Origin of the sequence: Devosia sp. (genome assembly GCF_965229025.1) — a bacterium.
Taxonomy (GTDB): domain Bacteria; phylum Pseudomonadota; class Alphaproteobacteria; order Rhizobiales; family Devosiaceae; genus Devosia_A.
The window spans coordinates 1,323,414-1,344,480 of the sequence record NZ_OZ245853.1; the positions used below are offsets into that span (position 1 = coordinate 1,323,414).

The following is a 21,067-nucleotide window of genomic DNA, read 5'->3' on the forward strand; positions in this document are numbered from 1 at the left end:
ATGCCGCACTCCGCGGGTTGCGGCAAATGCGCTTCTTGCCTTGGTGATCACGCGGCCCCCTGGGTGCGGTCAGATGAGATCGTTCACGAGAGTGAAGACCATCAGCGTGAAAACTATGGCGAGGCCAAACCTGAAACCGATCTCCTGAACCTTGGTGCTGAGTGGGCGGCCCCGGATTGCTTCGATGAGGTAATAGGCCAGGTGGCCACCGTCCAACATGGGGATCGGGAGGAGGTTGAATACGCCGATATTGAGCGAGAGGAGCGCCATCAGGTTGATCAGGGCGACGATTCCAAGGCTGGCGACTTCCTGCGAGACCTTTGCGACCTTGATCGGGCCGCCGAGTTGTTCGACGTCACCGCGCCCGACGAAGAAATCGCCGAGAAAGGCGACTGTGCGATCCATAATGAAGCGCACTTCCTCAAACGTCATACCGACCGCCTCGATCGGGTCCGGACGGTAAAGGACGACATCGGCCTGCTCGACGTTCTTGGTGACGCCAATTCTGCCGATGCGGTGGTTATTGCCGAAACGATCCTGCGTCATGGCGGCTTCGGGGACGGCGGTAATGGTCTGCTCGTTGCCGTTGCGCTCGATGGTTATGGTGACCGTGCGTTCGGGCGCTGTAGCGACTAGGCGTTGGAAATCGTCGAAGCCGCGAACCTCGAATCCGTCAACGGACATAACCTTATCCCCCGCGGCGAGCCCTGCCCGTTCGGCTACTGAGCCGAGGCTGACAGCATCGATCACGGCCGGCACAACGTAGCGGCCATAGCCGAGCAGCAGCGCGTAAAGTACGAGGAGCGTAAGGATGATGTTGGCGACGGGGCCGGCAACGACCACGGAGATACGCTGCCAGACGTTCTTGTTGACGAAGAGCTTGTTGTGCAGTTCCGGTCCGGCCTTGGCGATGAATTCTTCGTCCGGGACGCTGGCGGCGTTCATATCGCCGACAAAGCGGACATAGCCGCCCAAGGGGATCGCCGAGAGGCGCCAGCGCGTGCCGCTCTTGTCGTTGAACCCAACAAGTTCAGGGCCGAAACCGAGCGAGAAGGTCTGGATGGCAATGCCGTTCCAGCGGGCGACGAGATAGTGCCCCATCTCGTGAACGAACACGATGACGGTGAGCACCGCGAGGAACGGCACCACGTAGCTCAGCAACCAGAGTATGAAGTCCATGTCGTTAGTCTCTTGCCGCCCGGAGCGTCTAGTTAGGGGCGGATTGCGTTAACATTGCGATACTTGCCGCCAAGCGATCGCTACCAGAGGAGGAACCCTGCCGCAACAGAGCCAAAACCTGCGTGAAGGTAACCGACAGCGAAGAGGAAGAGGACCCCGAAGGTCAGGCTGTCCAGGCGGTCCATCAGCCCGCCGTGTCCGGGAATGATATCGCCGGAGTCCTTGACGCGGAAGCGGCGCTTGATGGCGCTCTCGGTGAGGTCGCCCGCCTGCCCCAGAATGCTGATTGCCGCCGATAGCGCGAGACCGATCCACCAGGGCGATGCCGGAACGATCAACAACCAGAGCACCAGACCGGCAAGCGTCCCCAAGCCGAAGCCACCAATGGCGCCAGACCAGGTTTTGGACGGCGAGATATCGGGCGCCAATTTCTCGCCGCCGACCTGGCGGCCGGTGAAGAATGCGCCGGTATCGGTGGCCCAGATTACGGTGCCCAGCATCACCCCGGCCCATAGCCCGGCGTCCATTCCGGCTCCGTGAATGTTCCAGGTCGCTTCGCCACGCATGGCAAGAATGGCAATAATAACAATGCCATAGAAGGCGACGCCGATAATTCGCCAGCGGCGTGCACCAGGCTCGCCGAGCACGGATATGCCGATTGCGGCAACGATGGCCGCCAGAGCGGCCAGTGGCCCGATTGCCACATAAAGGATGGCGGAAATGGCCAATAACCCGATGAGCAAGCCGCCAATCCAGGTGAGCGGTTTGAGGGTTACCATCCGCTCCCACTCCCGGTAGCAGCCGGCAAAGACCGCACCCACGAGGGCCGCGAACACATACCCCCCGAGGTACAGCCCGAAGATTGTTATGGCCAGCAGCACAAATGCAGACGCCACGCGCGGCCCCAGATCGGTCCACGACCGGCGCGCCAGCGGTTCAAACGGAGGACGGGGCGCCGACGGTTCACTCACGAGTTGCTCGACTCGATCCCGCCGAACCGGCGCTTTCGTGCCGAATATTCTTCAAGCACCTTGAGGAAGGTGGCCTCGCCGAAATCGGGCCAGTTTTCGTCGACGAACACGAGTTCCGAGTAGGCGCCCTGCCAAAGCAGGAAGTTGGAGAACCGCCGCTCGCCGCTGGTGCGCACGATGACGTCAGGGTCGGGGATGCCGTGGGTGTAAAGTTCGCGCTCGAGGGTCGCTTCGGTAATCTCTTCAGGCTTCAGGCGTCCTGCAGCCACTGCTTCGGCTATGCGTCGTGTCGCCTCGGTGATTTCGGCCTTGCCGCCGTAGTTGAAGGCGACGATCAACTCCAGCCCAGTGTTCCGCGCGGTCTTGCTTTCGACCTCGCCGATCAGGCGCTTCAGCGCGTCATCGAGGCCGATGCGCGTGCCGATGATGCGCACGCGCACATTGTTGCGGATCAGCGTCGCAAGGTCGGAGGCCACGAACCGGTAGAGCAGGCCGAAGATGAAGTTGACTTCGTCCCGCGGCCGGCGCCAGTTTTCGGATGAAAAGCTGAACACCGTCAGATGCTTGACGTCGTATCGGATCGACAGATCGACGATGCGGCGCAGTGCCTTGACGCCTTCGACGTGCCCTTCCGTCCGCTGCTTGCCGCGGGCCATTGCCCAGCGGCCATTGCCATCCATGATCACCGCGACATGCGCCGGGATCTTTAGGCCCAGCTTGTCAGAGGGCTGCGCGGCGATGGCGGGTTCGACGGACATTGGCGCCCTCCCGGGGCAGCGGTTACAGATCCATACTAGACCTGCATGATTTCCTGTTCCTTGACGGCCACCACATTGTCGATGTCATCGACGGCAGAATCTGTTGCCACCTGCACCTGGTCGCTGAACTTGCGTCCGTCGTCCTGGCTGATGACCCCGTCCTTCTCGAGCTTTTTGAGCAGGTCCATCCCGTCGCGACGAATGTGGCGGACAGCGACGCGCGCCTGCTCGGCATAATTGTGCGCCACTTTGGTCAATTCGCGGCGGCGTTCCTCATTAAGCTCGGGAAGTGGCACGCGGATGACCGCACCTTCTGCCGCCGGGTTGAGACCTAGCCCGGAATTGCGGATGGCCTTTTCGACAGCGCCAGCGAGACCGCGATCCCACACCTGCACGCTCAGCATGCGGGCTTCGAGAGCGGACACTGTCGCCACCTGGTTGAGCGGCATCTTGCTGCCATAGGCTTCGACCATGACCGGCTCCAGCAGGCTGGGGCTGGCACGTCCAGTGCGCAAACCGCCCAACTCTTCGCGCAGCGAGAGAATGGACTTCTGCATACGATCCTTCAGCGCCGCGAGCGAGAACGTTTCGGCCATCTGAAACTCCTTATATTCTGCAGCGCCTTAACCGACGCGCGTACTTCTGACCCGACCCGCGAGTACACCGAGCAGGCCCTCTTTGTCGTCTAGTGCATACACAATTATCGGCAAGCCGTTGTCGCGGGCAAGGGCGAACGCCGCCGTATCCATGACCTTGAGGTCGCGCGCCAGCACTTCTTCATGGCTGATGGTCTCGAAGCGCTGCGCCTTGGGATTTTTCTTGGGATCTTCCGAGTAGACGCCGTCTACCTTGGTGCCCTTGAGCAGCACGTCGCACCGTAGCTCGATCGCCTTGAGGGCTGCAGCGGTGTCGGTGGTGAAGAATGGGCTGCCGGTGCCGCCAGCGCAGATCACGACGTTACCCTCGGCCAGCGCCCGGTTGGCGTCGCGCGCCGTAAACGTATCCGCGACGGTTTCCATCGGGACGTTTGAGTAGACTTTGACCTTGACGCCTTTCTGCTCGATCGCGTCACCGAGAGCGAGGGAATTGATCACGGTGCCAAGCATTCCCATGACGTCGCCGGTCACGCGGTCGGCGCCCTTGGCGGCTACCGCCATGCCACGGAAGATGTTGCCGGCGCCGATGACAACGGCGATCTCGACCCCGGTGCGCGCGGCACTCGCGATCTGGTCGGCAACAGCGTGCAGGAATTGTGGTTCGATGCCGAAGGACTGGTCGCCGGCGAGGACCTCGCCCGACACTTTCAGCAGTATCCGTTTGTAGGCGGATTTCGCCATCGTCAGACCCCTCGCAACTCTGTTTAGGGCCCGAATCCGCGGCGCCCGTGAGAGGTTATTGCATATTCGGGCGGGGTGGATACCACCCCGCCACAAGAATTGTGACGGCGTTACTTGTTAACGCCAGCCGTGGCCGCAACTTCAGCGGCGAAGTCGGTTTCTTCCTTCTCGATGCCTTCGCCGAGCGCATAGCGCACGAACCCGGTCACCTTGATGGGGGCACCGACTTCCTTTTCAGCGTTTTTGACGACGTCGCCGACCTTGGTCTCGCCGTCGATCACGAAGGTCTGCGCAAGCAGTGTCGACTCTTCGTAGAACTTGCGGACGCGGCCTTCGACCATCTTGGCGACCACTTCAGCCGGCTTGCCCGATTCCTTGGCCTGCTCGGTGAAGATCGCACGCTCGCGCGCCACGACGTCCTGATCGATATCGTCGGGCGAGATCGAAAGGGGGTTTGTGTTGGCGATGTGCATGGCGATCTGCTTGCCGAGGTTGGCGAGCGCGGCTTTATCACCTGTCGACTCGAGCGCGACGATGACGCCAAGCTTGCCCAGACCCGGCTTCACCGTGTTGTGGACATACGAGCCGATAATGCCGTCGGAAACTGTGAGCGTCGCGGTGCGGCGGAGGTTCATGTTCTCGCCGATCTTGGCGATCGCATCGGTGAGTTCGGCCGAAACCGAACGGCCCGAACCGGGGTACGGCATTTCGGAGAGCTTGCCGACATCGCCGGCTGCGTCGAGCGCGAGCTTGGCGACGTTGCCGACGATCGACTGGAACTGGTCGTTGCGCGCCACGAAATCGGTCTCGGAATTGACTTCCGCGATCGAGCCCTTGGTGCCCTCGATGTTGATGCCGACGAGGCCTTCTGCCGCGACGCGGCCGGCCTTCTTGGCGGCCTTGGCGAGGCCGCGGGTGCGCAGCCAATCAATGGCGGCTTCCATGTCGCCACCGGTCTCGGCCAGGGCTTTCTTACAATCCATCATCCCCACGCCGGTCATGTCGCGGAGTTCTTTTACCTGCTGGGCTGTCACTGACATTCTGATTCACCTCTTCGCGGCCCCACATATGTGAGACCGCGCGTTTCAGGATTATGAAATCGAACGGCCGAAGCCGGTCTTAGTTGGCGGCAGCTTCTTCGAGAGCCGGCTCTTCCGGAGCGGACTCGGAGGCGCCGAGGTCGGCACCACGGCCAGCAGCCGAACGGCCAATGCCGTCAATCGCTGCGCGGGACACGAGGCTGCAATAGAGCTCGAGAGCGCGGGCGGCGTCGTCGTTGCCGGGAATGGCGAAATCGACGGTATCGGGATCAGAGTTCGAGTCGACGATCGCGATCACCGGGATGCCAAGGCGCTTGGCTTCCTTGATGGCGTTCGCTTCCTTGTTGGTGTCAATAACGAACAGCAGGTTGGGAAGGTTGCCCATGTCCTTGATGCCGCCGAGGTCGCGCTCAAGGCGCTCCTTCTCACGGCTGAGGAGCAGGAGTTCCTTCTTGGTGAAACCCGAGCTCTCATCCTGAGCCTCGAGTTCGCGCAGGCGCGAGATCGAGTTCGAGATGGTCTGCCAGTTGGTCAGCGTGCCGCCGAGCCAACGCGAGTTCACATAGTACTGGGCGGACTGGCGCGCAGCTTCGGCAACGACTGGAGCGGCCTGGCGCTTGGTGCCGACGAACAGAACGCGGCCGCCGTCAGCGACGGTGTCCGAGATCAGCTGGAGGGCGCGCTGCAGGGCCGGGACGGTCTGCGAGAGATCGAGAATGTGGATGTCGTTGCGCACGCCGAAGATGTGGCGTTCCATCTTGGGGTTCCAGCGGTGCTTCTGGTGACCAAAGTGGACGCCTGCTTCGAGCAGCTGGCGCATGGAGAATTCGGGCAATGCCATGAGCATGCTCCTTTACCGGTTGAGCCTCCGCAGGGTGTCGAGGCGGATTTGCCGCCACCGGATGGAACCCTCGGCCTCAATGCCGGGGCGCCTGCCCTGCGTGTGAATTTGCGATGGGGAATCCCGAACGCGCCGCGCATATAGGGGGTTTTGGAGGGTAAGGCAAGTGTGGCAGGGCGCCGTACCTTCGTCACGTCGATGAACAGCTTGTCAAACGGATGAATGACTTCTGTATGGAACGCGACAGGCCTCAACTCAAACGAACGTCCACCACGCCTTCGAGGGCTTTGACGGCGCCGGCGAACTCGGGGGTGAGGCGGTAGCCGCCTTTGAGTTCGATCTCGTATTCCTTGGCGCCGCCGTCGCGGATGACGATGAAGCTGACGAGGCCTTCGCCGCCCGGCTTGAGCTGGGAGCGGATGGGGCCGAGGCACTTGTCGGAGCCGGCGAAGACGGTGAGGCGCTTGCCGACCTTTTCGGCCAGACCTTCGATCGGCTCGGCGGCGCTGAGGCGGAGGCTGATGCCATCGGGGCGTTCGTCGGCCTCGATGGTGAGGACGACCGACTTGCCCGGCTGCAGCACATCGGAGAACTGGCTGATCTGCTCGGAGAACGCGATGACCTCGTAGCCGCCGCTGGCGTCGGACAGGGTCAGGATCGCCATGGGCGTACCCTTCTTGGTCCGACGGTCGTTGCGGCTGGAGATGGTGCCGGCGAGGCGCCCTGCCCGGGCGCCGGCTTCTTTCACCGCGCGCTCGAAATCGACCCAGGGCTGGACGCGCAGGCGGTCGAAGAGTTCGGCGTACTGGTCAAGCGGGTGGCCGGAGAGGTGGAAGCCGATGGCGCTATGCTCGCGCTCCAGCCGCTCCGCCGGTAGCCAGTTGGTTACGCTTTGGCTGAGGTTGATCGGCTCGGGCTTATCGGCGGCGAACATGTCGACGATGCCGTCGGCCTGGTTGGAATTGGTGCGCTGCGCAACGGCGACGATCGAGTCTATGGCAGCGAAGGCCTGCTCGCGCCGCTTGACCAGTTGATCGAAGGCGCCGGCATTGACCAGCGCTTCGAGCGTCCGGCGGTTGATGATCCGGGGGTCGACCCGTGCTGCGAAATCGCCGAGGTCGGCGAAGGGGCGGTAGCCGCGGGCGGCCATGATGTGCTCAGCGACTGCCTGCCCCACGCCTTTGACGGCACCGATGGCGTAAAACACTTTCTTGTCGTGGGTGTTGAACACTGCGTCGGAGCGGTTGACGCAGGGGGGCACGATCTCGATTTCGTGTTTCTTGGCGTCCTGACGGAATTCGTTGAGCTTGTCAGTGTTGCCCATGTCGAGCGTCATGGTCGCTGCGAAGAACTCGTGCGGATAGTGCGCCTTGAGGTAGGCGGTCTGGTAGCTGACGAGCGCGTAGGTCGCGGCGTGGGACTTGTTGAAGCCATAGTTGGCGAACTTGGCGAGGAGGTCGAAGATGGTGTCGGCGAGGCCGGGCTTCAGGCCGAAGCGGATGCAGCCCTCCTGGAAGCGCTCGCGCTGCGCGTCCATTTCGGCCTTGATCTTCTTGCCCATGGCGCGACGGAGCATATCGGCTTCGCCCAGCGAATAGCCCGAGAGCAACTGGGCGATCTGCATCACCTGCTCCTGGTAGACGATAATGCCGTAGGTCTCGTCGAGGACCTCGCTCAGAGCCTCATGCGGATACTCGATGTCCTCGTCGCCGCGCTTACGGGCGTTGAACAGCGGGATGTTGTCCATCGGGCCGGGGCGATAGAGCGCCACGAGAGCGATGATGTCCTCGAAACGGTCGGGCTTCATGTCCACCAAGGCGCGGCGCATGCCGGCGCCTTCCACCTGGAACACGCCGGCGGTGTCGCCGATCTGGTAGAGCTTGTAGGTCGCCTCGTCGTCGAGCGGGATGTCTTCGATCCGGAAGTTGCCGCCGTCGCGGTTGATCATATCGACGGCGCGCTTGATGGTGGTCAGCGTCTTGAGGCCGAGAAAGTCGAACTTCACCAGCCCGGCAGCTTCGCTCCACTTCATGTTGTACTGGCTGACCGGCATGTCAGAGCGCGGATCGCGATAGAGCGGCGCCAGTTCCTGCAGCGGTCGGTCGCCGATGACGATGCCGGCGGCGTGGGTGGAGGCGTGGCGAAACAGGCCCTCGAGCTTCTGGCCGATCGCCAGCAGTTCGCCGACCTGCTCGTCCTCGTCGGCCATCATCTTGAGCTGCGGCACTTCCTTGAGGGAGCGCTCCAGCGTCCAGGGATCGGCTGGATTGGCGGGGACGAGCTTGGCAATGCGGTCGACTTGGCCATAGGGCATCTGCAGGACGCGGCCGACGTCGCGCAGCACGGCGCGGGCCTGGAGCGTTCCAAAGGTGATGATCTGGGCGACCTGCTCGAAGCCGTACTTCTTCTGGACGTAGCGGATCACCTCTTCGCGACGATCCTGGCAGAAGTCGATGTCAAAATCCGGCATCGAGACGCGCTCGGGATTGAGGAAGCGCTCGAACAGAAGGTTGTAGCGGAGGGGGTCGAGGTCGGTGATGGTGGTCGCGTAGGCGACGAGCGAGCCAGCGCCCGAGCCACGGCCCGGGCCGACAGGAATATCCTGCGCCTTGGCCCACTGGATGAAATCGGCCACGATGAGGAAGTAGCCGGGGTACTTCATCTTTTCGATGATGTTGAGTTCGAACTCCAGCCGCTGCCGGTATTCGTCTTCGGTCTTGTCCTTGGCGATGCCGGCGGTCTTGAAGCGCTGCTCCAGCCCGGTGCGCGCCATTTCGGCAAGGGCTCGGCCCTCGGCAGCGATGGCCTCGTTTTCGGACAGATCGGGTGCGGCAGCGAATTTCGGCAGGACCGGATCGCGCTTCTTGGGGCGATAGCTGACCCGCTGGGCGATCTCGACGGTGCTGGCGAGCGCCTCTGGCAGATCGGCGAAGAGCTCGACCATCTGGGCACGGGTTTTGAAGTAATGCTGATTGGTGAGCTTCCGCCGTTCGGTTTGCGCGAGGACAGTGCCGCCGGCGATCGCCAGCAGCGCGTCATGGGCCTCGAAATCGGCGGGGCCGAGGTAGAAGGGCTCGTTGGTGGCAACCAGCGGGATGCCCTTGAGGTAGGCGTAATCGAGCAGGCGCGCTTCGTTCAGCGCCTCCTGCGGGCGGCCGTGACGCTGCAGCTCGATGTAAAAGCGGTCGCCGAACAGTTCGTGCAACTGGCCGAGACGGGACAACGCCTGAGCCTCGAGGCCGTTGGTAAACCACGGATCGATGGCACCTTCGGGGCCACCGGAGAGACAAATGATGCCGCTCAGGTTGTCGCGGTCGAGCCAGCTGACCTTGGCAGAGACGCGCCCGTTCTCGCCTTCAAGGTGAGCCTTGCTGACTAGCCTGGAGAGGTTGCCGAAGCCGGTGGCATTGGTGGCGATGAGCGCGACGCCACCCTTGCCATATTGGCCGCGGTCCTGACCGCGTTCCTGCATGCGATCCTGATCGCGGGCGATCTCGGGGAATTCGAGGCCGAGTTCAACACCGATAAGCGGCTGGATGCCCTTGCCGGCGGCTTTTTCGGAGAACTCGAGTGCCCCGAACAGGTTGTTGGTGTCGGCAATGCCGAGCGCCGGCTGCTTGTCGGTCTTGGCGAGATCCAGAACCTTGCCGAGCTGCAGCGCCCCCTCAAGCAGGGAGAACGCCGAATGCACATGCAGATGAACGAAGCCTGGACCAGCCATGTCATGTTCCTACGCTCTGGGTGGCGTGGGCGCCAACCGCAGAGATGGTCAATCCACACCCGTCACACGAGTCGGGCAGCGATATCCATCCAGGTAAGCGAGGCGACCGAAAAGCCGCAGATGACGACGAACGCGAGCAGATCCTTGACGAAAGTAAGCATCGGAACCTCCTGAGTTGCTATTCCGTTCTTATATGTTCGCATTTCGTTCTCGTCCAGCAACATCTTTGTAACCGTAAACGCGGAGTTAATTTCGAGTGAGTGCGCCCACAGAGAAATCGGGTTTTCCTTGTTCTCCACAGGGGGCAGAGGCTAGAAAGCGACATGACTCAACTGACAAAAGCCGAACGCTTCGCAGCGCTGCATCGTGGTCCACTTTTCGTCCTCCCCAACCCCTGGGACGCCGGCAGCGCGCGACTGTTGCAGCATTTTGGGTTTCAGGCCCTGGCGACGACGAGTGCGGGCCTCGCCTTCAGCCTCGGTAAGCGGGACGGAGAAGGCGCGGTGACCCGTAACGAAGCGCTGACCAATGCGGCCGCGATCATTGCGGCTACGGACCTGCCGGTGAGTGCCGATCTCGAGAATGGCTATGGGGATTCCCCCGAGGACGCCGCGACGACCATTCGGCTTGCGGCTGAGATTGGTTTGGTCGGCGGTTCAATCGAAGATGCGACCGGGCTATCGGCGCACCCGATCTATACGTTCGATCATTCGGTGGAGCGGGTGGCGGCGGCGGCAGAGACGGCGCATGCCCTGCCCTTCCCGTTCACGTTCGTGGCCAGAGCCGAGAACTTCCTCCACGGTGTTGCCGATCTAGATGACACGATCCGGCGGTTGCAGGCATTCGAGAAGGCTGGCGCGGATGTGCTGTTCGCGCCGGGGCTGCCGAACCTCGAGGCGATCCGGCTGGTTTGTGCCTCGGTGAGCAAGCCGGTGAATGTGGTGCTGGGAGCGAAGAACACACCGTATACGCTGGCAGATCTGGCAGAAGCCGGGGTGCGGCGGGTGAGTACGGGCAGTTCGTTTGCGCGGGCTGCGCTGTCAGGATTGCGGAATGCGGCAAATGAGCTGCTGGGGCCGGGAACGGTGGGCTATCTCGGCACGGCTATGACGTCCGCCGAAATTAGCGCCCTGATGGCACCAACGCCTCGGGATTGAGCGGCACATTCATGGCACTCGAAGACCACGACCGGGAACGGCTGATCAACATCCTGAAGCTGCTTGGTTCGGACCAGGTGGGGGAGCGCGCTGCGGCGGCATCTGCTGCAAACCGCATTATGGCCTCGCTGGGCCTCGACTGGGAGACGCTGCTGGCGCCGCAGCCGGAGCCCAAGGTGGTGATCCACCGGGTACGGGAGTGGGACCTGGACCTGCGCGAGGCTGCGGAGGCGCGGATCCGGCAGCTCAAATCGACCACCGAGAACCAGGAGCGCCAGATCCGGGCGTTGCGGACGCGGATTGCGACGCTGAGCGAGCGGGAACGGTTGCGTCGTATGGCTGAGGATGAGGTGGAACTGGATTAGTCGCTCGGCTGGGCCGGTGCGTGCTGACCCCCTCCCCTGTCCCCTCCCCCTACTGGGGAGGGAGACGCTCACACTGGCATCGGCGCGGGACGCTAGAGAACCAGTGTCTCGATCAGGCCGTTGCGAATGGTGACGATGCGGTGGGCGCGTTTGGCGAGTTCGTGGTTGTGGGTGGCGATGAGCGCGGCGGCGTTTTCGTTGAGGATGAGGTTCATCAGTGCATCGAAGACGACGCCGCTAGTGGTGGGATCGAGGTTGCCGGTGGGCTCGTCGGCCAGAATGATGCGGGGGTGATTGGCGGCGGCGCGGGCGATGGCGACGCGCTGCTGTTCGCCGCCAGAGAGTTCGGCCGGACGGTGCAGCGCACGTGGGCCGATGCCAAGGCTGTCCAGTAGTTCCTGCGCACGCTCGGTGGCGGCCTTGGGGCTCTGGCCGGCGATGAGTTGGGGCATCATGACGTTTTCGAGCGCCGAGAATTCGGGCAGCAGATGGTGGAACTGGTAGACGTAGCCGATGGTGTTGCGGCGGAGCAGCGTACGGCCGCGCTCGTTGAGCTTGCTGGTCGGGGTGCCAACGATTTCGACTTCACCGGCTTGCGGCTTCTCCAGAAGGCCACTCACATGCAGCAGAGTGGACTTGCCGGCGCCTGAGGGGGCGACGATGGCGACCATTTCGCCGGCGCGGACCTCGAGGTCGGCCGCTTCCAGCACGCGCACCATGGTGTCGCCTTCGCCATAGTGGCGATGCACCTGGGAGAGCTTGAGGTGAACGTCACTCATAGCGGAGGGCCTCGACGGGATCGTATTGGGCGGCGCGCCAGGCGGGATAGAGCGTCGCGAGGAAACTGAGGCCAAGTGCCACCGCCATGATGGTGATGACCTCGGAGAGGTTGGTGCGCGAGGGGAGCGAGGACAGGTAGAACACCTCGGGCGGAAAGATGGTGACGCCCAGCAGCCCGGAAATGAAGGCCCGGATTGGCTCGGCATTGGCCGCGATGACCAGACCCAGCCCGACGCCGATGACCGTGCCGGCGACGCCGATCGCGACCCCGGCGATGCCGAAGATGCGCATGATGGCGCCGCGCGTGGCGCCCATGGTGCGCAGCACGGCGATATCGGTGCCCTTGTCCTTTACCAGCATGATGAGGCTCGAAATGATGTTGAACGCGGCCACGACTATGATCATGGACAGGATGACGAACATAACGCTGCCCTGGGTCTGCAGCGCATCGAAGAAGTTCTGGTGCTGCTGTTGCCAATCGGAGAGGACGAGCGGGCGCTCGATCTCCTGGCCGATCTTGAGCCGCATGGGCTCGATGGCGCTTGGATCATCGATAAAGATCTCGATGGCAGTGGCGCGGTAGGTGCGATTGTAGGCGGCCTCGCGGTCCTCGTCGGTCATTTCGGCGGTGGGTGGGGCGACGCCGGGCTTCAGCACCCGCTCGAACATATTGAAGTAGTCCTGCGCGGGCTGCATCGGCAGGTAGAGGTAGAAACTGTCGAACTCGGTCATGCCGAGTTCGAAGATAACTTTGACCGGGAACGAGCGGATCTGCGGGGTTCGGCCGTTGGTGGTTTCCGGGCCATCGGGCGTCACGAGGGTCACCGGATCGCCGATCTTGACGCCGAGTTTATCAGCGAGCCGCTTGCCGATGGCGACGCCGTTGCTGGTATCCCAGTCGTCCCAATGGCCGAGCACCGCGCCATCGTGGAGGAGTTTCAGCTTCTCGATCGACGCGAGATCTGTGCCCCGGACAATAACGCCTGTGGCATCGCTGCGCGGACCGGAGGCAAGCGCCTGGCCCTCGACATAGGGAATGGCGGCGACGACGCCCGTGACACGCTCAAGGTCTTTGACCGCATCTTCGTAGTCGGTGAAGCGGGCCTCGATCGGATAGGCGGCGAAGTGGCCGTTGAGGCCGAGGAGCTTGGCGATGATTTCGACGTTGAAGCCGTTCATCACCGAGGTGACGACAATGAGAGTGGCGACGCCGAGCGCGATGCCGGTGAGGGTCAGCGCAGCGATGACCGAGACGAAACGGTCCTTGCGGCGGGCGCGGAGATAGCGCCAAGCGACCATGAACTCGAAGCGGGAGAACGGGCCGGGATCAGCTTGGGTGGCGCTCATTTCTGCAGCCCCTGGACCGGATCGAGCCGCGCGGCGCGCCAGGCGGGATAGAGCGTCGCAAGGAAGGTGAGGCCCAGCGATAGCGCGACGACGAAGGTGACTTCGGCGGGATCGATGCGCGATGGGAGCGCCGAGAGGAGGAACAGTTCGGGCGGGAAGATCGGGATGTTGAGGACGTTCGAGACGAACGAGCGGATTGCTTCGACGTTGATGGCAAAGACCAGCCCGACGATCAGGCCGACGAAGGTGCCGCTGAGGCCAATGGCAAAGCCGGTCATGGCGAAGACGCGGAGGATCGCGCCGCGGGTGGCGCCCATGGTGCGGAGCACGGCGATATCGGGGCCCTTGTCTTTCACCAGCATGACGAGGCTCGAGATGATGTTGAAGGCGGCGACGAGGATGATCAGCGAGAGGATCACGAACATCACGACGCGCTCGACCTGGAGGGCGGAAAAGAAGGTGGCGTTGCGCTGCTGCCAATCGGCGATGGCGAAGGGGCGGTCGAGTGCGGCCTGGAGCTTCGTGCGCATGCCGCCGATGTTGTCGGGGTCGGTGACGAAGACCTCGATGCCGGTCGCCTGGTAGAGGCGCTCGTACGCGGCGGCGATCTCGTCGTCGCTGGCCATCACGCCGGGCATGGTAGCGCCGGGCTTCAGGTGGTCGTCGTAGAGGCGGAAATAGGCCTGGGCGGGCTGCATCGGCATGTAGACGTAGAAGCTGTCGTATTCGGGCATGCCGAGGTCGTAGATAACGTTGACCGGGTAGGAGCGGATGGCGGCGGTTTTGCCGAAGGGGGTGGGCGTGCCGTTTGGATTGATGATGGTGATGGGGTCGCCGAGGCTGACGCCGAGCTTTTCGGCGAGGCGGGAGCCGATGGCGACGCCCTGCCCCTGGTCCCACTGGTCCCAGCCGCCGAGGATGGCCTTGTCGCGCAGCAGGCTCAGCTTCTTGACGGAGCTTTCGTCGATACCGCGGACGACAACGCCGGTCGAATCCGAGCTGCCGCTGGCGAGCGCCTGGCCCTCCACATAGGGGATGGCGTAGGTGACACCGGCGACGGTTTCGAGGCGTTTGGTGATCTCGGCGTAGTCGTCAAACGGCTGGTTGATGGTCTGGACGACGAAGTGGCCGTTGATGCCGAGGATCTTGCCCAGGAGTTCGCCGCGGAAGCCGTTCATGACGCTCATCACGACGATCAGAGTGGCGACGCCAAGCGCTACGCCGATCAGGGTGAGCATGGCGATGGCGGAGACGAACCGCTCCTTGCGCCGGGCGCGCAGATAGCGTCCGGCGAGGAGGAATTCGAAGCGGGAGAACGGACCTGTTCCCCGCGCTGCGGTGGGCAGAGGCTGGTTCACACCAGGGCCTTGGTCACACGTTGTCCCGGCGCTGCGGCTCGATCAGCGCCTTGAGGCGGGCGACCGCTGCATCGACCGGCAAGGTTTCGCGCTCACCGGACTTGCGATGTTTGATCTCGACCTGGCCCTCCTTGAGGCCGCGCGGCCCGACGATCAACTGGTATGGGATGCCGATCAGGTCGGCGGTCGCGAACTTGCCACCGGCGCCCATGTCGCGGTCGTCATAGAGGAAATCGATCCCGGCGGCGGTCAGTTCGGTTTCGAACTTGGCGCAGGCGGTGTCGGCCTCGTTGTCGCCGACCTTGAGGTTGATCAGCACGGCCTCGAAGGGCGCGACGCTGACCGGCCAGACGATGCCGTTCTCGTCATGCGAGGCCTCGATGATCGCGGGTACAAGGCGGGACGGGCCGATGCCGTAGCTGCCCATCTGGGCGGGCACGGCCTGGCCGTCGGGACCGGTGACCATGGCCTTCATCGGCGCTGAGTATTTGGTGCCGAAAAAGAAGATGTGGCCGACCTCGATGCCGCGCGCGCTGAGCTGGCGATCCTCGGGGACGGCAGCCTTGAAGGTTGCCTCATCGGTCATTTCGTCGGTTGCCGCGAAGAGCGAGGTCCAATCCTTGAAGATCGGTTCGAGGTCACCGCGGAAATCGGTGTCGATGGGCGGGATCGGCTTGTCGATCAGGCCCTTGTCGAGAAAGACCGCGCTCTCGCCGGTATCGGCTAGGACGTGGAACTCGTAGCTCATGTCGCCGCCGATGGGGCCGGTGTCGGCGCGCATGGGGATGCCGACCAGGCCCATGCGGTGGAAAGTGCGCAGGTAAGCCACGAACATCCGCTGGAAAGCGCGGACGGCGCCGGCTTCGTCCATGTCGAACGAATAGGCGTCCTTCATCAGGAACTCGCGGCTGCGCATGGTGCCGAAGCGCGGGCGCACCTCGTCACGGAACTTCCACTGGATGTGGTAGAGGTTCAGCGGCAGGTCCTTGTAGGATTTGACGTAGGTGCGGAAGATGTCGGTGATCATCTCCTCGTTGGTCGGCCCGAACAGCATGTCGCGCTCGTGGCGATCCTCGATGCGCAGCATTTCCTTGCCATAGGCATCGTAGCGGCCGCTTTCACGCCAGAGGTCGGCCGACTGCACGGTGGGCATCAGCAACTGGATGGCACCGGAGCGGTTCTGCTCTTCCTCGATGATCCTGACGATCTTGTTGAGCACCTTGAAGCCCAGCGGCAGCCACGAATAGCTCCCCGCGGCCTGCTGCTTGATCATCCCGGCGCGCAGCATGAGCTGGTGCGAGACGATTTCGGCTTCCTTTGGTGTCTCCTTGAGGAGCGGCAGGAAGTAACGGCTGAGACGCATGAATTTCCCTCGGCGTGACCCGGATTCGATTGACACCCTATAGCGCAATGTGGCGGCGATTAGGACCTGAAAATGCGCGCGAAACTTAGGCAGATGTCGTTTCATGCAACGTGTTTAAGCAGCTGAACGCGCGATTAAATTCGCATTTTGTGACTATGTAAAATTGCGATGGCTGCCATGCAGAATCCGCGTGACAGCCCCAAAATGTGTTGTTAGGGTCCGACGCCATAAGAACACAGGCAACTGCAAGTTGCCGGACGTCGACAACGTCAAGGGAGGAGCGCTGGCTGCCACTTCATTGTGTGCCTAAGACCGGTGTAATTGTCGAAAAACTCTTACAAGCAGGGCCTCTGGCCCTGCTTTTTTCATTTGTGCATCAGGTTTGTGCAGACCGACGGAATTGTGACAGCTAATGCTACTGGGTGAGTAGAGTTAGCGGCGGCGGTTACTTGTGCGCTGCTTGGTGATAGCTAAGGTTATCTTGTTGGGAGGGCATCCTGGCAACTTCCCCTCACCCGGCGCTACGCGCCACCCTCTCCCTCAAGGGGAGAGGGAAGGAAGCGGGGCCTAGCCAACTCAGTCCCTCCCCCCTTGAGGGAGAGGGTGGGCAGGGTGGGTGAGAGGAGGGCTTGGCGCTTGTCGGCTACTGCCAGTATTCCCGCAGCCAGGGGCTGCTGAGGCCCCAGAGCAGAAGAGCCGTCATCGGGATCGACAATGCTGTGGTCACGATGATCTTGGGCCAGAAGCGAAAGCCAACCGGAGCACCACGTTCTGTGCCCTGGACATAGTCGTCAGTATCTATCTGGGTGCGCATCCTGAATGGCAGGACGATGAACAGGCACATCCACCAGACGACGAAGTAGATGGCGAAGTAGGTTGCGAGTTGCATGGCTCAGATCCGGTGGACGAAGACCGATACGTTCGGTTTGCGGCCCCAATAGGACGACACTTCGCTGCGCACGGCTCTCTGTAACGCGGAGTTCACCAGCTCTGGATCACTGCGGCGCTTGGGCGGGATGCTCTTGAGCGTGCCGTGCACGGCGCGACGGACCACCTGCCCCAACGACTCTTCGTCCTCCTCCACATCCGGGAGGCCTTCCATGGCAAACTCGGGGCCCGAGACGACCTGGCCGCCGGAATTGATGCAGACGCTGACGACAATATGCCCGCCGAAGCTGAGCTTGCGCCGCCCTTTGACACCGCTCTCGTCGGGTGTGCAGAGCACGTTACCATCAAGGAACAGCTGGCCAACGCGGACTTCTCCGGGGAAGTGCGTCAGCTCGGGAAAGAGCCGCACCATATCGCCGTTTCGGGCGTGGACGACTTCGCCGATGCCGTGCTGGCGGCCGAGGAGAGCGTGCGCTTCGAGATGCACAGCCTCGCCATGGACCGGGACCAGGATATTGGGCTGGATCATGTCGTAGAGGCGCTTGAGCTCTTCGCGGCGCGGGTGGCCGGTCGTGTGCACGAGGGCATTTGTCTGGGTGATGACTTCGACGCCGCGATCGATCAGCAGGTTCTGGATATCGATGACTTCGCGCTCGTTGCCAGGAATGGCCCAGGACGAAAAGATGACGCGGTCACCAGCGTTGAGGGCGATTTCCGGGTGCTCTTCACGTGCGATGCGGGCGATGGCGGCGCGTGCTTCGCCCTGGCTGCCGGTGCACAGCAGCACCACCTTGGAGCGCGGCAGGGATTTGTATTCGTTCTGGTCGAGGAAGGGATCTATGCCTTCAAGCATCCCCAATTCGCGCGCGATGCCAGAAATGCGGTGCATGGCGCGGCCACTCATGACGACCTTGCGGCCGGCCTTCTGCGCGGCGCGGGCGACCGAGATGACCCGCCCGACATTGGAGGCGAAGGTGGTGATGGCGACCCGGTGCGGGGCATCGGCGATCAGGGCCTCAAGATTGGCCGCGACCTCATCCTCGCTGGGACTGGTGCCGTCTTTCAGCGCATTGGTCGAGTCGCACATGAGTGCGATGGGGCTCGACTTGTCGGCGCCGATTGCGGTGAAGCGGGCGATGTCCGTCGGCGGGCCGCCCACCGGATTGGGATCGAGCTTCCAGTCGCCGGTGTGGACGACGCGGCCGATTGGCGTGGTGATCAGCAGCGCGCAGCTTTCAGGAATCGAATGCGCAACGTTGATCGCCTCGATGGTGAACGGCCCGAGGGTAAAGGGCTTGCCGACGCGCATGGACTTGACCACGACGTTGTCGACGATGTCTTCGGTAGCGCGCTTGGCGGCCAGCATGGCAGCGGTAAAGGCGGTGGCGTAGACGGGCTTGTCGAAGGCGGGCCAGAGATCGAGCACCGCGCCGTAGTGATCTTCGTGCGAGTGGGTGAGGATCAACGCCAGGACGTCGTCGGCGTTTTCTTCAAGGAAGGCGGGATCGGGCAGGATCAGCTCGATGCCGGGTTCATTGGGGCCGCCAAAGGTGACGCCGCAATCGACCACGATCCACTTGCGGTTGCGTTCCGGCCCGAAGCCGTACGCCGCCATATTCATACCGATTTCGCCTACGCCGCCGAGCGGCACAAAGACCAGCTCATCGCGAAATGCCTTCGCCATCAGGCTATATCCTTAAACTGGCGGTGGCGCCGAAATGGACGTCCCCCGCGGTGATGGCAATACGCCGGTTGTCATTGGCGCGGACGATTAGCCGCCCCGCCTCATCGATAGTTTCAAAAATGCCGCGCACGACGTCGCCGTCACGCGAGACCGCAACTTCTGCGCCAATCCCCGCTGCAGCACTGCGCCACAGTTCGAGGATGTCGCCGATGCCACGGCCGCTATTCCAGATGTCGATGCAGTCGACCCAGCTTTCGGACAGAGCCTCGAACATGGTCGCCGCGCTGACGTCGATACCCAGCGCATGTAGGCACGTTGCCGGATAGGGCAAGCCCTCGGGAGCTGCAACGACATTGACGCCGATACCGATGACGATCGCCAAGCCACCATCGGGGCGTTTCTGCGCCTCGAGCAGGATGCCGGCGAGCTTGGCGCCATCGATCAGCACATCGTTGGGCCACTTGAGCGCGATGCGACCGCCCTGCCCGTCCGCGCCATCGATGCCGACCTTGAGACGCGCCGCCGGGACGACCTGCTGCAGTGCGCGGTTCAGCGCGACCCCGGCAACAAAGCCAAGCGTCGCCGCGATGGCCGGATCGGTGTCAGGGACAACGAGCAGGCTGGCGGCGAGATTGCCCGGTGGGGAGTGCCACTGGCGGCCACGGCGGCCGCGCCCGGCGGTTTGCTGCAGAGCGCAGTACCAGACATCACCCACATCGCCGGCCTGCGCAGCCTTCACGGCCTCGCTGTTGGTAGATCCGATGGTCTCGAACCCATTGAGGCGGTAGCCGCGGGCGGCCGCCTTCGGCCCGAGCCAGAAACCTGTCACCTTAGAACAGGCTTCCGGCGGCGACGTGGGCCGCATTGGTGAGCGGACCGCCGACGGTGACGAAGTAGGTGACGACGAGGAAACCGATGCCAGCCATGACCACGGTCAGCTCAGCGGGAATGGCGGCGAACTCGGTGACCGGCTCGTCAAAGTACATCGTCTTGATGATGCGCAGGTAATAGTAGGCGCTGACCGCACTGGCGAGGACGCCGATGACGGCGAGAACGAACAGGTTGGCTTCCATCGCAGCAAGGAACACCTGCCACTTGGCGAAGAACCCGGCGAGCGGCGGCAGGCCGATGAGCGAGAACATCAGCACGGCCATCATGGCGGCGACGAACGGGCGACGCTGAGCGAGGCCGGCGATATCGCTGATCTTTTCGATCGGCCCCTCGGAGGTGCGGAGCGACAGGATGCAGGTAAAGATACCGACAGTCATGGCAACATAGATCGCCATGTAGACGGCAACACCCTCGACGCCGACCGACGTGCCGGCCGACAGGCCCACCAGGGCGAAGCCGACGTGACCGATGGACGAGTAGGCCATCAGGCGCTTGAGGTTCTGCTGCCCGATACCAGCGAAGGCACCGAGCACCATCGAAGCGATGGAAAGGAAGATAATGATCTGCTGCCAATCGTGCGTGATGGGGCCGAAGCTCACCGTGACGACACGGATCAATAGCGCCATGGCAGCGACCTTGGGGGCAGCGGCAAAGAAGGCGGTGACCGGTAGCGGCGCGCCTTCATAGACGTCCGGCGTCCACATGTGGAACGGCACGGCGGAGATCTTGAAGGCGATGCCCGCGAGGAGGAAGACCATGCCGAAGATCAGGCCGATGGACCGGTTTTCCATGGCAATGGCGGCGACGATCTGATCGAGCTGGGTGGTGCCGGTGAAGCCATAGACCAGCGAGGCACCATAGAGCAGCATGCCCGAGGACAGCGCGCCGAGCACGAAGTACTTCATGCCGGCTTCGGTCGCCTTGCCGTCATCGCGCTTCATTGCGGCGACAACGTAGAGTGCGAGGCTCTGCAGCTCGAGGCCGATATAGAGGCTCATCAGGTCGTTGGCCGAGACCATGACCATCATGCCGAGCGTTGCGAGCAGGATGAGCACGGAGTGCTCGAACTTGGCGATGCCGTTTTCCTTGGCGGACGACATCGAGATCAGCAGCGTGAAGCCTGAGGCGCCGACCACCAGGGCCTTCATGTAGCGCGAGAAGGCGTCAGAGATGAAGGCGCCGTTGAAGAGCACCGCGTCGCCCGGCTGGGTGAGGATAACGACCAGCACCGCAGCGAGGAGAATGATCGCCGCACCGGCGATCAACCGGCTGCGGTCGGTTTTGAAGAACAGCGCGACCAGCAGCACTGCCACCGCGCCAATGGCGAGGAGAATCTCGGGGTAAGCCGGGGCCAGTGATGCAAGGCTCAGAACGTCGGACTGCATGC

The 21,067-nt window shown here is 62.9% G+C and carries 18 protein-coding genes; 2 read left to right on the forward strand and 16 right to left on the reverse strand.

The window, feature by feature from the left end:
- Positions 1 to 69 precede the first annotated feature (69 nt).
- The 8 genes from rseP to dnaE all read right to left on the reverse strand — a co-directional run bounded on the left by rseP (position 70) and on the right by dnaE (position 9,847).
- Positions 70 to 1,179 (reverse strand): RIP metalloprotease RseP, encoded by a 1,110-nt coding sequence (rseP, locus tag ACO06J_RS06605; protein WP_421759912.1) that lies wholly within the window; start codon positions 1,177 to 1,179, stop codon positions 70 to 72.
- Positions 1,180 to 1,259: 80 nt separating this feature from the next.
- Complete coding sequence (locus tag ACO06J_RS06610; RefSeq protein WP_421759913.1) at positions 1,260 to 2,075, reverse strand: phosphatidate cytidylyltransferase; 816 nt, start codon at positions 2,073 to 2,075, stop codon at positions 1,260 to 1,262.
- A gap of 71 nt (positions 2,076 to 2,146) precedes the next feature.
- Positions 2,147 to 2,908 carry a polyprenyl diphosphate synthase gene (gene uppS / locus ACO06J_RS06615; RefSeq protein WP_421759914.1) on the reverse strand — a complete coding sequence of 254 codons (762 nt, stop codon included), beginning with the start codon at positions 2,906 to 2,908 and terminating at the stop codon, positions 2,147 to 2,149.
- Positions 2,909 to 2,943: 35 nt separating this feature from the next.
- Positions 2,944 to 3,504 (reverse strand): ribosome recycling factor, encoded by a 561-nt coding sequence (gene frr, locus ACO06J_RS06620; RefSeq protein WP_421759915.1) that lies wholly within the window; start codon positions 3,502 to 3,504, stop codon positions 2,944 to 2,946.
- Between the two features lie 27 nt (positions 3,505 to 3,531).
- Entirely contained in the window at positions 3,532 to 4,245 is a 714-nt protein-coding gene (gene pyrH / locus ACO06J_RS06625; protein ID WP_421759916.1) for a UMP kinase, read from the reverse strand.
- Positions 4,246 to 4,355: 110 nt separating this feature from the next.
- Positions 4,356 to 5,285 carry a translation elongation factor Ts gene (gene tsf, locus ACO06J_RS06630; protein WP_421759917.1) on the reverse strand — a complete coding sequence of 310 codons (930 nt, stop codon included), beginning with the start codon at positions 5,283 to 5,285 and terminating at the stop codon, positions 4,356 to 4,358.
- Positions 5,286 to 5,364: 79 nt separating this feature from the next.
- Positions 5,365 to 6,126, reverse strand: coding sequence for a 30S ribosomal protein S2 (rpsB, locus tag ACO06J_RS06635; protein ID WP_421759918.1), 762 nt, complete (start codon positions 6,124 to 6,126; stop codon positions 5,365 to 5,367).
- Positions 6,127 to 6,376: 250 nt separating this feature from the next.
- Positions 6,377 to 9,847 (reverse strand): DNA polymerase III subunit alpha, encoded by a 3,471-nt coding sequence (gene dnaE / locus ACO06J_RS06640; protein WP_421759919.1) that lies wholly within the window; start codon positions 9,845 to 9,847, stop codon positions 6,377 to 6,379.
- Between the two features lie 323 nt (positions 9,848 to 10,170).
- Between dnaE and ACO06J_RS06645 the strand changes: the two genes are divergently transcribed.
- Together ACO06J_RS06645 and ACO06J_RS06650 are read left to right on the forward strand one after the other, a co-directional pair.
- Entirely contained in the window at positions 10,171 to 11,004 is an 834-nt protein-coding gene (locus ACO06J_RS06645; protein WP_421759920.1) for an isocitrate lyase/PEP mutase family protein, read from the forward strand.
- An 11-nt stretch (positions 11,005 to 11,015) separates the two neighbouring features.
- Positions 11,016 to 11,369: a hypothetical protein gene (locus ACO06J_RS06650; RefSeq protein WP_421759921.1), complete on the forward strand. Its 354-nt coding sequence runs from the start codon at positions 11,016 to 11,018 to the stop codon at positions 11,367 to 11,369.
- A gap of 92 nt (positions 11,370 to 11,461) precedes the next feature.
- Here ACO06J_RS06650 and ACO06J_RS06655 read toward each other — a convergent pair whose 3' ends face one another.
- The 8 genes from ACO06J_RS06655 to nuoN all read right to left on the reverse strand — a co-directional run bounded on the left by ACO06J_RS06655 (position 11,462) and on the right by nuoN (position 21,065).
- The gene (locus ACO06J_RS06655; protein ID WP_421759922.1) at positions 11,462 to 12,148 is read right to left on the reverse strand and encodes an ABC transporter ATP-binding protein; all 687 of its coding nucleotides are present in this window, start codon (positions 12,146 to 12,148) and stop codon (positions 11,462 to 11,464) included.
- A complete protein-coding gene (locus ACO06J_RS06660; RefSeq protein ID WP_421759923.1) occupies positions 12,141 to 13,496 on the reverse strand; it encodes an ABC transporter permease in 1,356 nt (451 codons plus the stop codon). Before ACO06J_RS06660 ends, ACO06J_RS06655 begins: the two co-directional genes overlap by 8 nt.
- Entirely contained in the window at positions 13,493 to 14,854 is a 1,362-nt protein-coding gene (locus tag ACO06J_RS06665) for an ABC transporter permease (RefSeq protein ID WP_421759924.1), read from the reverse strand. Before ACO06J_RS06665 ends, ACO06J_RS06660 begins: the two co-directional genes overlap by 4 nt.
- 13 nt (positions 14,855 to 14,867) lie before the next feature.
- Positions 14,868 to 16,217, reverse strand: coding sequence for a proline--tRNA ligase (gene proS / locus ACO06J_RS06670; protein ID WP_421759925.1), 1,350 nt, complete (start codon positions 16,215 to 16,217; stop codon positions 14,868 to 14,870).
- A 643-nt stretch (positions 16,218 to 16,860) separates the two neighbouring features.
- The gene (locus ACO06J_RS06675; protein WP_421759926.1) at positions 16,861 to 17,106 is read right to left on the reverse strand and encodes a DUF1467 family protein; all 246 of its coding nucleotides are present in this window, start codon (positions 17,104 to 17,106) and stop codon (positions 16,861 to 16,863) included.
- A 3-nt stretch (positions 17,107 to 17,109) separates the two neighbouring features.
- A complete protein-coding gene (locus tag ACO06J_RS06680) occupies positions 17,110 to 18,789 on the reverse strand; it encodes a ribonuclease J (protein ID WP_421759927.1) in 1,680 nt (559 codons plus the stop codon).
- A gap of 4 nt (positions 18,790 to 18,793) precedes the next feature.
- Positions 18,794 to 19,618, reverse strand: coding sequence for a biotin--[acetyl-CoA-carboxylase] ligase (locus tag ACO06J_RS06685; RefSeq protein ID WP_421759928.1), 825 nt, complete (start codon positions 19,616 to 19,618; stop codon positions 18,794 to 18,796).
- Between the two features lies 1 nt (position 19,619).
- The gene (gene nuoN / locus ACO06J_RS06690) at positions 19,620 to 21,065 is read right to left on the reverse strand and encodes an NADH-quinone oxidoreductase subunit NuoN (RefSeq protein ID WP_421759929.1); all 1,446 of its coding nucleotides are present in this window, start codon (positions 21,063 to 21,065) and stop codon (positions 19,620 to 19,622) included.
- Between the last annotated feature and the right edge of the window lie 2 nt (positions 21,066 to 21,067).

What these genes read in the sequence shown, in the direction of transcription:
- dnaE (WP_421759919.1), bottom strand. Translation starts at nt 9,847, where the DNA reads ATGGCTGGTCCAGGCTTCGTTCATCTGCATGTGCATTCGGCGTTCTCC.
- uppS (WP_421759914.1), bottom strand. Translation starts at nt 2,908, where the DNA reads ATGTCCGTCGAACCCGCCATCGCCGCGCAGCCCTCTGACAAGCTGGGC.
- ACO06J_RS06645 (WP_421759920.1), top strand. Translation starts at nt 10,171, where the DNA reads ATGACTCAACTGACAAAAGCCGAACGCTTCGCAGCGCTGCATCGTGGT.
- rseP (WP_421759912.1), bottom strand. Translation starts at nt 1,179, where the DNA reads ATGGACTTCATACTCTGGTTGCTGAGCTACGTGGTGCCGTTCCTCGCG.
- nuoN (WP_421759929.1), bottom strand. Translation starts at nt 21,065, where the DNA reads ATGCAGTCCGACGTTCTGAGCCTTGCATCACTGGCCCCGGCTTACCCC.
- tsf (WP_421759917.1), bottom strand. Translation starts at nt 5,285, where the DNA reads ATGTCAGTGACAGCCCAGCAGGTAAAAGAACTCCGCGACATGACCGGC.
- ACO06J_RS06660 (WP_421759923.1), bottom strand. Translation starts at nt 13,496, where the DNA reads ATGAGCGCCACCCAAGCTGATCCCGGCCCGTTCTCCCGCTTCGAGTTC.
- rpsB (WP_421759918.1), bottom strand. Translation starts at nt 6,126, where the DNA reads ATGGCATTGCCCGAATTCTCCATGCGCCAGCTGCTCGAAGCAGGCGTC.
- ACO06J_RS06680 (WP_421759927.1), bottom strand. Translation starts at nt 18,789, where the DNA reads ATGGCGAAGGCATTTCGCGATGAGCTGGTCTTTGTGCCGCTCGGCGGC.
- proS (WP_421759925.1), bottom strand. Translation starts at nt 16,217, where the DNA reads ATGCGTCTCAGCCGTTACTTCCTGCCGCTCCTCAAGGAGACACCAAAG.
- pyrH (WP_421759916.1), bottom strand. Translation starts at nt 4,245, where the DNA reads ATGGCGAAATCCGCCTACAAACGGATACTGCTGAAAGTGTCGGGCGAG.
- ACO06J_RS06675 (WP_421759926.1), bottom strand. Translation starts at nt 17,106, where the DNA reads ATGCAACTCGCAACCTACTTCGCCATCTACTTCGTCGTCTGGTGGATG.
- ACO06J_RS06650 (WP_421759921.1), top strand. Translation starts at nt 11,016, where the DNA reads ATGGCACTCGAAGACCACGACCGGGAACGGCTGATCAACATCCTGAAG.
- frr (WP_421759915.1), bottom strand. Translation starts at nt 3,504, where the DNA reads ATGGCCGAAACGTTCTCGCTCGCGGCGCTGAAGGATCGTATGCAGAAG.
- ACO06J_RS06655 (WP_421759922.1), bottom strand. Translation starts at nt 12,148, where the DNA reads ATGAGTGACGTTCACCTCAAGCTCTCCCAGGTGCATCGCCACTATGGC.